The organism is Lysobacter sp. K5869, assembly GCF_018847975.1.
In the GTDB taxonomy this organism is placed as follows: domain Bacteria; phylum Pseudomonadota; class Gammaproteobacteria; order Xanthomonadales; family Xanthomonadaceae; genus Lysobacter.
In genome coordinates this window covers 4,082,988-4,097,044 of the sequence record NZ_CP072597.1, presented here as the reverse complement: position 1 = coordinate 4,097,044, position 14,057 = coordinate 4,082,988, and the positions used below count along the sequence as shown (strand labels likewise).

Genomic DNA, 14,057 nt, shown 5'->3' with positions numbered 1-14,057 from the left:
GATGCGGGTTGCCGAGATCGTCGCGTTGCTCAACGCCGAGGGTGTGTTTCCTTTCCTCGACCAGGGCCGGCTCAAGACCCGTTCGGCCACGGCCGATCTCTCCGCGCGCGCGGTGGCGTTGCTGCGCGAGAATCGCGACGCGCTGATCGCCTTCCTCGGCGAGGACGCCGCCGCCGCGGCCGGCGAGGCCATCGCGGCGCGCGCGCGGCCGCAGGATCCGGCGCCGCTGTCGTTCGCCCAGCGCCGGCTGTGGTTCCTGCATCAGCTCGATCCGGCCGCGAGCGCGGCCTATCACGTGGCCGCGGCGCTGCGCCTGCGCGGCGAACTCGACCTCGATGCGCTGCGCCGCACCCTGGCGCGCATCGTCGAGCGCCATCAGGCGCTGCGCACGTGCTTCGTCGACGGCGGCGACGGCGGCGAGGCGCTGCAGCGGGTGCTGCCGGCGCAGACGCCGGCGCTGCCGCTGTTCGACCTGCGCGGCGGCGACGCCCAGGCGCGGGTGTGGGAACACCTGGAAGCCGAAAGCCGCGAGCCTTTCGATCTCGCCGCGGCCGGGCCGTTGCGCCTGCGCCTGCTGCGCACCGGCGAGGACGAGCACGTGCTGGCGGTGACGATGCACCACATCGTCTCCGACGGTTGGTCCAGCGCGGTGCTGGTGCGCGAACTCGGCGCGATCTACGCCGCCACCGCGGCGGGCCAGGCCGATCCGCTGCCGCCGCCGCCGATCCAGTACGCAGACTACGCCGCATGGCAGCGCGAGCGCCTGGACGAGGCGCGCTTGCTCGCCGAAACCGAGTATTGGAAAACCCATCTGGCCGGCGCGCCCGCGCTGCTGGAACTGCCGGCCGACCGCGTGCGTCCGCCGCGCCAGAGCTATGCCGGCGAACGCGTGCCGGTGCGCATCGACGCCGACACCAGCGCGGCCCTGCGCGAATTGGCCGCGCGCCATCGCGCCACGCCGTTCATGGTCCTGCTGGCCGGCTGGGCGGCGTTGCTGCAGCGTCTGTCGGGACAGGATTCGGTGGTGATCGGCTGCCCGGTCGCCAATCGCCAGAGCGCGCAGGTCGAGCCGCTGATCGGCTTCTTCGCCAACACCATGCCGCTGCATGTGCGCCTCGACGAGCGCCCCTCGGTGGGCGAGCTGCTGCATCGGGTCAAGGAACTGACCCTGGAAGGCTACGCCCACCAGAACGTTCCGTTCGAGAACATCGTCGACGCGCTGCGCCCGCAGCGCAGCCTCAGCCATTCGCCGCTGTTCCAGGCCAGCCTGACCGTGTCCGGCGCCGGCGCGCGGCTGCCGCAGCTGCAGGGGCTGCAAGTGGAAGCGCTGGCGCCGCCGCGGCATACCGCCCAGTTCGATCTGGCGCTGGCGCTGAGCGAGGACGCGGAAGGCTTCGCCGGCGAGTTGGTGTACGCGCGCGATCTGTTCGACCGCGCCACGGTCGAACGCTGGCTCGGCCACTTCGCTTGCTTGCTGCGGGCGATGGCCGCCGACGACCGCGTCGAAGTGGCGGCGTTGCCGCTGCTGACCCCGCCGCAGCGCGAAGCGATGCTCGCGTTGGGCGCGGGCGAGCCGGTCGCCGGCGAGCCGGAACCGGCGCTGGCCGCGATCGAACGGCAGCTGCGCGAACGTCCCGACGCGCTCGCGGTGATCGCCGGCGCGGTGCGCTGGAGCCGCGCCGAACTCGGCCGCGCCGCCGACGCGGTGGCCGCGGCGCTGCATGCCGCCGGCGTGGGCGCGGGCGATCGCGTGGCGTTGTTGCTCGACCGCGATGCGTGGGTTCCGGCGGCGATGCTGGGCGTGTGGAAAGTCGGCGCGGCCTACGTTCCGCTCGATCCCGCCGCGCCGCCGGCGCGGATCGGCGCGATTCTCGCCGACGCGCAACCGCGCGCGGTGTTGGCCGCGCGGGCGCAAGCGCTGGACGGCGTCGCGCTGCCGGCCGGCGCCGCCGCCATCGCGCTCGATGCGCTCGATGCGTCGCACCCCCGCGACCTTCCGGCATCGGCCGCGACCGATGCCGGCTTGGCGTATCTCATCTACACCTCCGGTTCGACCGGCGTCCCCAAGGGCGTCGCGGTCGGCCATTCCGCGCTGGCGCACTATCTAGACCGCGCGCGTTCGCTCTACGCCGCCGAGCGCTTCGGTGCCGGCGTCGTCGCCACGCCGCTGGCCTTCGACGCCACCGTCACTTCGCTGATTCTGCCGCTGGCCGTCGGCCGCGCCGTGCAACTGCTGCCGGCCGACGCGCAAGCCTCGCTAGATGCGCTATGCGCGCTGCTCGGCGGCGCCGAGCCGTTGCTGTTCAAGCTCACGCCCGCGCATCTGGACGCGCTGGCGCATCTGGCCCAGGCGCCCGCGACCGCCGCGCATTGCGTGGTGGTCGGCGGCGAAGCGTTGTCGACCGCGACCTTGACCCGCTTCCGCGAGCGGGTCGCGCCGAACACCACCCTCGTCAACGAATACGGTCCGACCGAAACCACCGTCGGCTGCGCGAGTTTCGTCGTCGCGCCGGGCGATGCACCGCCGGCGGAAGAAGGCGTACCGATCGGCCGGCCGTTCGCCGGCCTGCGCATCGACGTGCTCGACGAATGCGGCGAACCGGTGCCGACCGGCGTGCGCGGGCATCTGCACATCGCCGGGCCGCAGCTGGCCGACGGCTATCTGGGCCGCGCCGACCAGGGCGGTTTCCTGCGCTCCGACGACGGCAGCCGCCGTTACCGCAGCGGCGATCTGGCCTGCTGGGGCGAGGACGGCCGTTTGCGCTACCTCGGCCGCGGCGACGCCCAACTCAAGATCCGCGGTTACCGGGTCGAACCCGGCGAGATCGAAGCGCGCCTGAGCGCGCTGCCAGGCGTGCTCGACGCCGCCGCGGTCGCGGTCGGCGCGGGCGATGCGCGCCGGCTGATCGCCTACGCGGTGTCCGCCGACGGCGCGCCCGCGCTCGACGACGCGGCGTTGCGCGCCGCGTTGGCCGCGCACCTGCCGCACTACATGCTCCCCGAAGCGGTGGTGTGGATCGCGCGCATGCCGCTGACCGGCAACGGCAAGCGCGATCTCTCCGCGCTGCCGGCGTGGAACCCGGCCGCGGCCGGCGCTGCCACCGAGGCGCCGCCGCGCACCGACAGCGAGCGCGCTCTGCACGACTCCTGGTGCGCGATCCTGGGCCGCGAACGCATCGGCATCGACGAGGATTTCTTCGCCCTCGGCGGGCATTCGCTGCTGGCGACCCGCGCGGTCGCCGACATCGGCCGCCGCCTGGGCAAGAGCGTGGCGCTGCGCGCGGTGTTCGAGCATCCCACCGTGCGCACGCTCGCCGCGCATGTCGACGAATTCGGCGAGGAGCGGGTGGAACTGCTTCCGCGCGCCCCGGGTGTCGCGCCGGCGATGTCGCACGCGCAAAAGCGTTTGTGGATCCTCGATCAGGTCGAAGGCGGCAGCCGCCAGTACCACATCGCCTCGGCGCTGCGCTTGAGCGGCGAGCTCGACCCGGCCGCGTGCCGGGTCGCGCTCGACGGCCTGTTGGCGCGTCACGAAGTGTTGCGCACCCGTTTCCTCGCCGGTCATGGCGACGGCGAGTGCGCGGTCGCCGAGTCCGTCGAAGCGCCGCTGCGCGTGGAAGACCTGCGCGGCATCGCGGCGGAACTGCGCGAGGCGCAGTTGGTCGAGCGCGTGCGCGCCGAAGTCGCGCGCGCCTTCGATCTGTCCTCCGATGCGCTGCTGCGCGCCGCGCTGTTCCGCGTCGACGAGCGCGAATGGGTGGCGGTGCTGACCGTGCACCACATCGCCTCCGACGGCGGCTCCAGCGCGCTGCTGGTGGCCGAGTTCGCCGAACGCTACGCCGCCGCGGCGACCGGCCGCGAGCCGGCGCTGGCGCCGCTGCCGGTGCAGTACGGCGATTACGCGCTGTGGCAGCGCAAGGTGCTCGACGAAGCGCGCCTGCAGCGCGGCCTGGCGCATTGGCGCGAACGCCTGGACGGCGCGCCGCCGGTGCATTCGCTGCCGCTGGACCGGCCATATCCGGCGCAACGCGATTTCTCCGGCGGACGCGTGAGCCGCCGGCTCGACGCCGGCCTGTCGTCGCGCCTGCGCGAACTCGCGCGCACCCGCGCGGCGACGCCGTTCATGCTGCTGCACGCGGCGTTCGCCGCGGTGCTGGCGCGCTGGAGCGGCGAGGGCGACATCGTGGTCGGCTCGCCGGTCTCCGGCCGCGCCCATCCGGCCACCGAAAATTTGATCGGTTGCTTCGTCAACAGCGTGGCGATCCGCACCCGGGTCGAGGACGCCGCGGACTTCGACGGCCTGCTCGCGCAGGCCCGCGCCAGCGTGCTCGACGCGCTGGCGCATCAGGCGATTCCGTTCGATCTGGTGGTCGAAGCGGTCAATCCGCCGCGCAGTCTCGGTCACGCGCCGGTGTTCCAGATCAGCTTCACCATGCACCAGGACGAACTGGCCGGGCTCGATCTGCCGGGCCTGCGCCTCGGCGGCCTCGACGCCGGCACCGACGTATCGCGTTTCGATCTGGAATTGCATGCGCGCGATCTCGGCGACGGCTTCGACCTGACCTTGCTCTACGCCGCCGAACTGTTCGAGGCCGACACCATCGAGCGCCTCGGCGACGCGTTGTGCCACTGGCTCGACGCCGCCATCGCCCGTCCGGACGCGCCGTTGTCGGCGCTGCCGGCGATGTCCGCCGCCGAAGCCGCGCGCGTGCGCGCGCTCGGCGCGCCGGTCGCGGTCGCGCGTCCCGCGTTGTGCGCGCATGAATTGTTCGAGGAGCAGGTGCGGCGCCAGCCCGACGCGCCGGCGCTGGCGTTCGACGGCGAGACCTGGAGCTACGCCGAACTCGACCGCCGCGCCGCGCGCATCGCCGCGTTCCTGCGCGCTCAAGACCTCGGCCCGGGCGCGCGCGTGGGCCTGTGCATGGAGCGCTCGCACGACCTCATCGCCGGCCTGCTCGCGGTGCTCAAGGCGGGCGCGGCCTATGTGCCGCTGGACCCGACCTATCCGGCCGAACGGCTCGCGGCGATGCTCGAAGACGCCGAACCGGCGCTAGTGCTGACCCAGGAAAGCGTGCTGGAAGCGCTGCCGGCGCTGAGCGAACAGACCGCGATCCCGGTCGACGGCGCGCTCGCGCAGGCGCTGTTCGGCGACGACGCGGACGAGCCCGCGGCGTTCGCCGACAGCGGCGTCGGCCCGCAGCATCCGGCCTATGTGGTGTTCACCTCCGGCTCCACCGGCCGGCCCAAGGGCGTGGTGGTGCCGCACCGCGGGTTGGTCAATCTGGCCTTGTCGCAGCGCGAGCTCTACGACGTGGGGCCGGGCGACCGCGTGCTCGCCTTCGCTTCGGTCAGCTTCGACGGCGCGGTTTGGGAATGGGCGATGGCGCTGGCCAACGGCGCCGCGCTGCACCTGTGCGACGAAGACGACCGGCGCTCGCCGGCGCGCTTGGCGCGGCTGCTGGGGCGCGAGGGCATCACCCACGCGGCGATTCCGCCGGCGCTGCTCGCGCAGTTCGACGCGCTGACCACGCCGGCGCCGCGGGTGCTGTTCGTCGCCGGCGAGGCCTGCGACGAACGCTTGGCCTGGCGTTGGGCGCAGCGCTGCCGGGTGGTGAATTCCTACGGTCCGTCCGAAGCTTCGGTGGCGGCGACCAGCGCCGAAGTGAATGTGGACCGGCCGCTGACCTTGGGCCGCGCTTTGCCCAACGTCGAACTGCAAGTGCTCGACGCGCACGGCGCGCCGGTGCCGGCCGGCGTGGCCGGCGAGTTGTGCATCGGCGGCCGGGGCTTGGCCGACGGCTATCTCGGCAACGCCGAACTGACCGCGCGCAGTTTCCTGGAAGGCCGCGCCGCCGACGGCGGGCGGCTGTACCGCAGCGGCGACCGGGTGCGCTGGAACGCGCGGGGCGAACTGGAATTCCTCGGCCGCGTCGACGGTCAGGTCAAGATCCGCGGCCACCGGGTCGAACCGGGCGAGATCGCGGCGGCGCTGCGCGGCCACGCGGGCGTCGCCGAAGCGCTGGTGATGGTGCGCGGCGAAGGCGCGTTGCGCCGGTTGGTGGCGTACGTGGTGGCGACGCCGACGCCAGACGAGGAGGAGGTCAACGAAACCCTGCTGACCAAGGCGCTGCGCGAACGAATCAAGCAGCGTCTGCCGGATTACATGATGCCGGCCGCGTTCGTCGTCCTCGACGAACTGCCGCTGACCGCCAACGGCAAAGTCGATCTGCGCCGCCTGCCGGAGCCGGACTATCAAGCCCAGGCCAGCCACGTGGCGCCGCGCGACGAACGCGAGCGCGCGCTCGCGGCGATCTGGCAGGACGTGCTGCGGCTGGAGCAGGTCGGCGCGCACGACAACTTCTTCGAGATCGGCGGCGATTCGATCCTGGCGATCCAGGCGGTGTCGCGCGCCAATCAGGCCGGGCTGGCGATCACCACCCGGCATCTGTTCGTGGCCCAGACCGTGGCCGAACTGGCGGCGCTGGCCGCGACCCTCGACGCGCCGGTGCGCCACGCGCCGCAGCAAGCGAGCGAAGGCGATCAGACCCTGCTGCCGGTGCATCGCCTGCTGATCGGCTTGGACGAAGTCGATCGCCATCACTACAACCAAGCGGTGCTGCTGATCACGCCGGCGGATTTCGACGAACGCGCGCTGGAAGCGGTGGTGGATGCGGTGTACCGTCGCCACGACGCGCTGCGCCTGCGTTTCGCGCCGAATCCCAGCGCAGGCGAGGGCGCTTGGCGCGGCTGGTATCAGCCGCTGGACGCGGCGATGCTGGCCGACACCCTGGTGCGCGAACGCCTGCCCGAACACGCCGACGACGCCCAGACCGCCGCCTTCGTCACCGAGCGCTGCAATCACTGGCAGCGCGGTTTCGATCTGGAACGCGGGCCGTTGCTGCGCGTGGTCCACTTCGCCCCGGCCCGCGCCGGCGAGCGCGGGCGGCTGTTGCTGCTGGCGCAGCACTTCGTCGTCGACGGCGTGTCGTGGCGGGTGCTGCTGGCCGACGTCGAACGCGCTTACGCGCAGGCCGCCGCCGGCGAGACGCCGGCGCTGGAGGCCAAGACCGATTCGTTCCAGCATTGGGGCGAGGCTTTGACCGACTACGCCGGTTCGCAGCAGCTGGCCGCGCAGAAAACTTTCTGGCTGGAGCAATGCCGGCGCGATGTGGCGCCGTGGACGAGCGATTTCGGCGACGCGTCCGGCGATGTCGGCCTGATGAGCGACAACGCGCTGGTCTCCGCCAGCCTCGAGCTCGACCACACCCGCGCGCTGCAGCACGACTGCGCCGGTGCCTATCGCACCCAGATCAACGAATTGCTGTTGGCCGGCGCCTACCTAGGCCTGCGCGCCTGGAGCGGTCACGCCGCGTTCCGCCTGCGCATGGAAGGGCACGGGCGCGAAGACCTGTTCGACGGCGTCGACCTGACCCAGACCATGGGCTACTTCACCAGCATCTATCCGCTGGTGATCGAATCCGGCAGCGACGATCCAGGCGAGGCGATCAAGGCGATCAAGGAGCAGTACCGCGCGGTTCCGCAGCACGGCATCGGCTTCGGCATCGCCCGCCACCTCGGCGACGATGCCGAGCTGGCCGCGGCCGCCGACGCGCTCGGCCCGCCGGATCTGGAATTCAACTACCTCGGCCAGTTCGATCAGGTGCTCAACGCCGACACCGCGTTCCAGGCCGCGCCGGAAAGCGTCGGCGACAAGGTCGGTCCGCGCCGCAAGCGGGTGCGCCGGATCGGCCTGACCGGCCGGATCTTCGGCGGCCGGCTCAGTCTGGCGCTGGACTACAGCCGCACTCAGTACCGTGCCGAGACCGTGCAAGCGCTGGCCGACGCGATGATCGACGGGTTGCGCCGGGTGGTCGCGCATTGCCTCGCACCGGGCGCGGGCGCGCGCACGCCGTCGGATTTCCCGTTGGCGCGGGCGGATCAAGCCCGGCTCGATCAATGGCAGTCGCGCTACGGCGCGATCGCCCGGCTGTACCCGGCCACGCCGATGCAGGCGGGCCTGCATTTCCACAGCCAGCTCGAACGCAGCGCCTACGTGGTGCAGTCGTATCCGACCTTGCACGGCCCGCTGGACGTGGCCGAGTTCCGCGCCGCCTGGGACCACACCGTGGCCCGCCACGACATCCTGCGCACGGCCTTCGACGAGGCCGGCGGCACGCTGCACCAGATCGTGCTGGAACGCGCCGAATTGCCATGGCGCGAACACGATTGGCGCGGCCTGGACGAGGCCGAACAGGAAACGCGCTTCGCCGAGTTCCTGGCCGAAGACCGCGCCGCCGGATTCGATTTCGCGCAAGCGCCGCTGCTGCGCCTGAGCTTGTTCCGCCTCGGCGAAGACCGCTATCGGGTGCTGTGGACTCAGCACCACATCACCTTGGACGGCTGGAGCGGGCCGCTGGTGTACCGCGACGTGCTCGAACGCTACGTCGCGCGCACCGAAGGCCGCGCCGACACGCTGGCCGCGCCGCCGGTGTACGGCGATTACATCGCGTGGCTGGCGCGGCAGGACGCGGAAGCGGCGCGCGCGTACTGGCGCGGCGCGCTGGCCGGCTTGTCGCTGCCCACGCCGCTGGGCTTCGACCGCTCGCCCGGCGACGGCCACGGCCACCGCGAGCGCCGCGTGCGCCTGTCGGAAACCGCCACCCGTTCGCTGGAAGCGCTGGCCCAGCGGTTGAAGATCACCGTCAACACCTTGCTGCAATGGAGCTGGGGCTACGTGCTGCACCGCTACAGCGGCCAGAACGAGGTGGTGTTCGGCACCACGCTGTCGGGACGGCCGGCGGAAGTAGCCGGCATCGAAGCCATGGTCGGTTTGTTCATCCAGACCGTGCCGGTGGCGGTGCGTTTCGGCCGCGAGCCCGATCTCGCCGCGATGCTCGCGGCGCTGCACGCCGAGTTCGCCGAGAGCACCCAGCACGGCTTCCTGCCGCTGCCGCAGATCCAGCGCGAAGCCGGCGGCCAGCCTTTGTTCGACAGCTTGCTGGTGTTCGAGAACCTGCCGTCGGACGCGCGCGACCAGGCCGCGGCGCTGCCGGGCCGGCTGCGCATCGAGCGCGATTCGGCGCCGCAGTTCACCCATTACCGCCTGACTCTGATCGCGGTGCAGGAACAGGCCTTGCTGCTGCGGCTGGGCTATCGCGCCGAGCATTTCGCCGAAGACGTCATCGAGCGTCTGGCCGCACACCTGACCCGGGTGCTGGAAGACTTGCCCGCGGCGCTGGCCGCGCGGCGCGAACCGCAGTTGTACGGCGAAACCGAACTGGCGCAGCTGCAGCGCTGGAACGACACCGGCGCGGCGTATCCGGACACCAGTTCGCTGGCCGACCTGTTCCAGGCCCAGGCCGCGCGTACGCCGGACGCGGTGGCGGTGCAGGCGGGCGCGACTCAGCTGAGCTACGCCGAACTCGACGCGCGCGCCAACCGGCTCGCTCACGGCCTGCGCGAACGCGGCGTCGCTGACGAGGCGCGCGTGGCGATCGTGGCGCCGCGCGGAGTCGAGATGCTGGTGGCGATGCTGGCCGTGCTCAAGGCCGGCGGCGCTTACGTGCCGATCGATCCGCTCCAGCCCGAGGAGCGCGTGCGCCTGCTGATCGCCGACGCCGGCGCGGCGGCGGTGTTGGCCGGCAGCGGCGTGCGCGCCGACGCCGGCTGGCTGCCGCTGGCCGAAGACGCCTGGGCGCAGAACCCCGCGCACGCGCCCGAACGCGCGCCGGCGACCGGCCGCGAGCTGGCGTACGTGATGTACACCTCCGGCTCCACCGGCCGGCCCAAGGGCGTGATGATCGAACACCGCAGCATCGCGCGGCTGGTGATCGGCAGCGATTACGCGCTGCTGTCCAGCGACGACCGCGTCGCCCATTGCTCCAATCCGGCGTTCGACGCCTCCACCTGGGAAATCTGGGCGGCGTGGCTGCATGGCGCGCGGGTGGTGGCGATCGATCACGACACCGTGCTGGACGCGCCGGCGCTGCGCGACGAGTTGCTGCGCACCGGCGTCACCGCGATGTGGATGACGGTGGGCTTGTTCAACGCTTACGTCGACGAACTCGGCCCGGCGTTCGCGCGCCTACGCCATCTGCTGGTCGGCGGCGACGCGCTGGATCCGCGCAAGATCGCCGCGCTCGCGCAATCGCCGTTCGCGCCGGCGCGCTTGGTCAACGGCTACGGCCCGACCGAGAGCACCACCTTCGCGCTGACCCATGCCATCGCCGCGCCAGTCGACGGCGAGCGTTCGATTCCGATCGGCCGCCCGATCGCCAACACCCGCGCGCACTTGCTCGATGCGCGCATGCGGCCGGTGCCGCTAGGCGCGGTCGGCGAGTTGTGGATCGGCGGCGACGGTCTGGCCCGCGGCTACCTCAATCAGCCCGAACTCAGTGCCGAGCGCTTCGTCGACGATGCTGGTCTGGGCCGCCTGTACCGCAGCGGCGATCTCGGCCGGCGCTTGCCCGACGGCAGCATCGAATTCGTCGGCCGCGATGATGCGCAGATCAAGCTGCGCGGATTCCGCATCGAGCCGGGCGAGATCGAAGCCGCGTTGGCTGCGCTGCCGGGCGTGCGTCAGGCGCTGGCGCTCGCGCTCGACGACGCGCGCGGCGACAAGCAGTTGGTCGCGTACGCGGTCGCAGCGGCGGATTTCGATCCCATCCAGGCTCGCCGCAGCCTCGCCGCGAACCTGCCGGACTATCTGGTGCCGGCCGCGATCGTGCCGCTGGCGCAGTTGCCGCTGACCGCCAACGGCAAGGTCGACCGCGCCGCGCTGCCGGCGCCGGACTGGAGCCTGCAAGCGGACGACGAGCCGCCGCGCACCGAGACCGAAGCGCGTGTGCACCGGATCTGGTGCGAAGTGCTGGAACGCGACTCGGTCGGCACCCGCCGCACGTTCTTCGATGCCGGCGGCCATTCGCTGCTGGCGACCCGGGTGGTGGCGGCGGTGCGGGTCGAGTTCGGCTGCGAACTGCGCATCGCCGATTTGTTCGCGCGCTCGACCATCGTCGAGCTGGCGGCCTGGATCGACGCGCTGCTCGCCGCCGGCGCGCACGCCGCGGCCGAGCCGGCCGAACACGACGACGCAATGGAGACGACCCAATGGTGAGCATGGATCTGGCCGCGTTGCTGCGCGAACTCGGCCAGCGGCGGGTGACGCTGTCGGTCGTGGACGGCACGCTGCGCAGCGATGCGCCGCGCGGGGCGATCACGCCCGAGTTGGCCGACGCGATCCGCGCGCACAAGCCGGCGCTGATCGCCGCGCTCGAACGCAGCGCGGCGAGCGCGGCCGCCGCGCCGGAGCCGATCCTGCCGGCGCCGCCGGCCGATGCGTATCCCTTGTCGTTCGCCCAGCGCCGCTTGTGGTTCGTCGATGCGCTCGGTGGCGGCAGCCCGCAGTACAACCTGCCCGGCGCGCTGCGCCTGCGCGGACGCCTGGACGCGCAGGCGCTGCAACGCGCGCTCGACGCGTTGCTGGCGCGCCACACCGCGCTGCGCACGGTGTTCGCCGAGCGCGACGGCGAACCGGTGCAGCAGGTGCGGCCGGCGCAGCCGCTGGCCGTCGTGCGCCACGATCTGGAAGCGCTGGATCCGGCCGTTCGCGCCCAGCGCCTGGACGCGCTGCTGCGCGATCAGGCCGGCACCGCGTTCGCCCTCAGCGCCGACTTGCTGCTGCGGGTCGCGCTGGTAAGGTTGAGCGAGCGCGAGCATGTCCTCGCTTTCGCCAGCCACCACATCGCCGGCGACGGCTGGTCGATGGGCCTGCTGGTGCGCGACATGGCGGCGCTGTACGCGGCCTTCGCCGAAGGCCGCGCCGATCCGCTGCCGGCGCCCGCGCTGAGCTATGCCGATTACGCCTGCTGGCAGCACAGCCGCGGTGGCCTGGAGCAGGGACTGCAGTGGTGGTGCGAGCGCCTGCGCGACGCGCCGGCGCTGCTGGAACTGCCGACCGATCGCGCGCGTCCGCCGCGCGCGAGCCATCGCGGCGCCAGCGTTGCGCTGCGCGTGCCGGCGATGCACGCCGAAGGTCTGCGCGCCTTGGCGCGGCGCCACGGCGGCACTTTGTTCATGAGCTTGTTGGCCGGCTGGTCGTCGCTGCTGTCGCGGCTGAGCGGGCAGGACGAGGTGGTGATCGGCACGCCGACCGCCAATCGCCAGCGCCGCGAGACCGAATCCATCGTCGGCTTCTTCGTCAACACCCTGGCGCTGCGCTTGGCACCGGCCGCCGCCGGCGACGTCGGCGCGCTGATGCGGCAAGTCCGCGAGACCACGCTGGGCGCCTACGACCATCAGGACGTGCCGTTCGAGCAAGTGGTCGAAGCGCTGCGCCCGGTGCGCGATCTCGGCCATCATCCGGTGTTCCAGACCCTGTTGTCGCTCGACAACACCCCCGGCGGCCGTGGTTTCGAGCTGCCGGGGCTGGAGGTGGACGCGGTGTCGATGCCGCACGACACCGCGCATTGCGATTTGACCGCGACCTTCGTCGAAAACGCCGACGGCAGCCTCGGCGGCGCGCTGGAGTACGCCCGCGATCTGTTCGACGAAGCCAGCGCGCTGCGGCTGGCCGAACGCCTGCAAGCGATGTTGGCGGGGCTGGCGCAGGCGGCGGACGATCTGGCGTTGTCGGCGCTGCCGTTGTTGTCGGCGCAAGAGCGTACGCAGGTCGTGGAGACCTTCAACGACACCGCTCGGCCGTATCCGGCCGATTCGACCATCGCGCGCGAGTTCGCGGCGTGTGTTGCGCGACGCGGCGATGCGGAGGCGCTGTGGAGTGCGGGCGAGACGGTCGGTTACGCCGAGTTGGATCGGCGCGCGAACCTCATCGCCAACGGCCTGCGCGAGCGCGGTATCGGGCGTGAAGATCGCGTGGTGTTGCTCGGTCGGCGCAGCGCCGATCTGGTCGTGGCGACGCTGGGCGTGCTCAAGGCCGGCGCGGCGTATGTGCCGCTGGACCCCGAGCAGCCGGCCGAACGTCTGGCGGAGTTGATCGCCGACAGCGGCGCGCGTGCGGTGCTGGCCGATGGCGATGTCGCCGATGCGCTGCCGTTGTCTTGGCGGGCGTGGTCCGACTATTCGGATGCCGCACCGGAAGTCGACGGTACGGCCGAAGATTTGGCCTATGTCATGTACACCTCGGGCTCGACCGGCACGCCGAAGGGCGTGATGGTCGAGAACCGCGCGGTGCTGCGTTTGGCCGTCAACGGCGGCTTCGCACCGTTGGGCGATCAGGACGTGGTCGCGCATTGCGCGAACCCCGCGTTCGACGCTTCGACCTGGGAACTGTGGGGCGCGCTGCTCAACGGCGCTTGCGTGGCGGTGATCGAGCCGGAAACGGTGCTCGATCCGAAGGCGCTGTCGGCTTCGCTGAAGCAAGCCGGCGTCACCGCGATGTGGCTCACCGTAGGCTTGTTCAATGCTTATGTCGACGAGCTGGAGGACGTATTCGGCCAGCTCGATCAGCTGCTGATCGGCGGCGACGCGCTCGACGTGCGCACCGTCGCCCGATTGCTGTCGCGCGAGCACCGTCCGCGCCGCCTCATCAACGGCTACGGCCCGACCGAAACCACCACGTTCGCCGCGACCCACGACATCGTCGCGGACGACACGAGCGGCCGCTCGATTCCCATCGGCCGGCCGATCCACAACACGACGATCCGAATCGTCGACGCGCAAGGCCAGCCGGTTCCGGTCGGCGTCACTGGCGAGGTGTTCATTGGCGGCGCGGGCGTAGCGCGCGGTTACTTGAACCGCCCGGAGCTCAGCGCCGAAAAGTTCGTCGCCGATCCGCTCGGCGGAGCAGAGAGCTTCTACCGCAGCGGCGACCTCGGCCGCTGGCGCAGCGACGGAAGCATCGAGTTCATGGGCCGCAACGACGGCCAGATCAAGCTGCGCGGCTTCCGCATCGAACTCGGCGAGATCGAAGCGGCGCTGCAACAGCTGCCCGGCACCCGCGAAGCCGTCGCGGTGGTGCGCGAAGACGAGGCCGTGGGCCGTCGCCTGATCGCGTATCTGGTCGGCAGCGAAGGCGATGCCAGCCAGTGGCGTCAGGCGCT

At 71.9% G+C, this 14,057-nt stretch carries 2 protein-coding genes (1 of these 2 only partly in view); both read left to right on the top strand.

Going from position 1 to position 14,057, the window contains the following annotated elements; all coding sequences use genetic code 11:
- Window position 1: 1 nt before the first annotated feature.
- Window positions 2-11,113, top strand: a complete 11,112-nt coding sequence (locus tag J5226_RS17325; protein ID WP_215835675.1) for a non-ribosomal peptide synthetase — start codon at window positions 2-4, stop codon at window positions 11,111-11,113.
- Window positions 11,107-14,057, top strand: partial view of a non-ribosomal peptide synthetase gene (locus J5226_RS17320; RefSeq protein WP_215835674.1) — the start only. The gene runs 12,574 nt beyond the window's last position; 2,951 of the gene's 15,525 nt are visible here — the first part of the coding sequence; the start codon lies at window positions 11,107-11,109; its stop codon lies beyond the right edge, outside the window. Before J5226_RS17325 ends, J5226_RS17320 begins: the two co-directional genes overlap by 7 nt.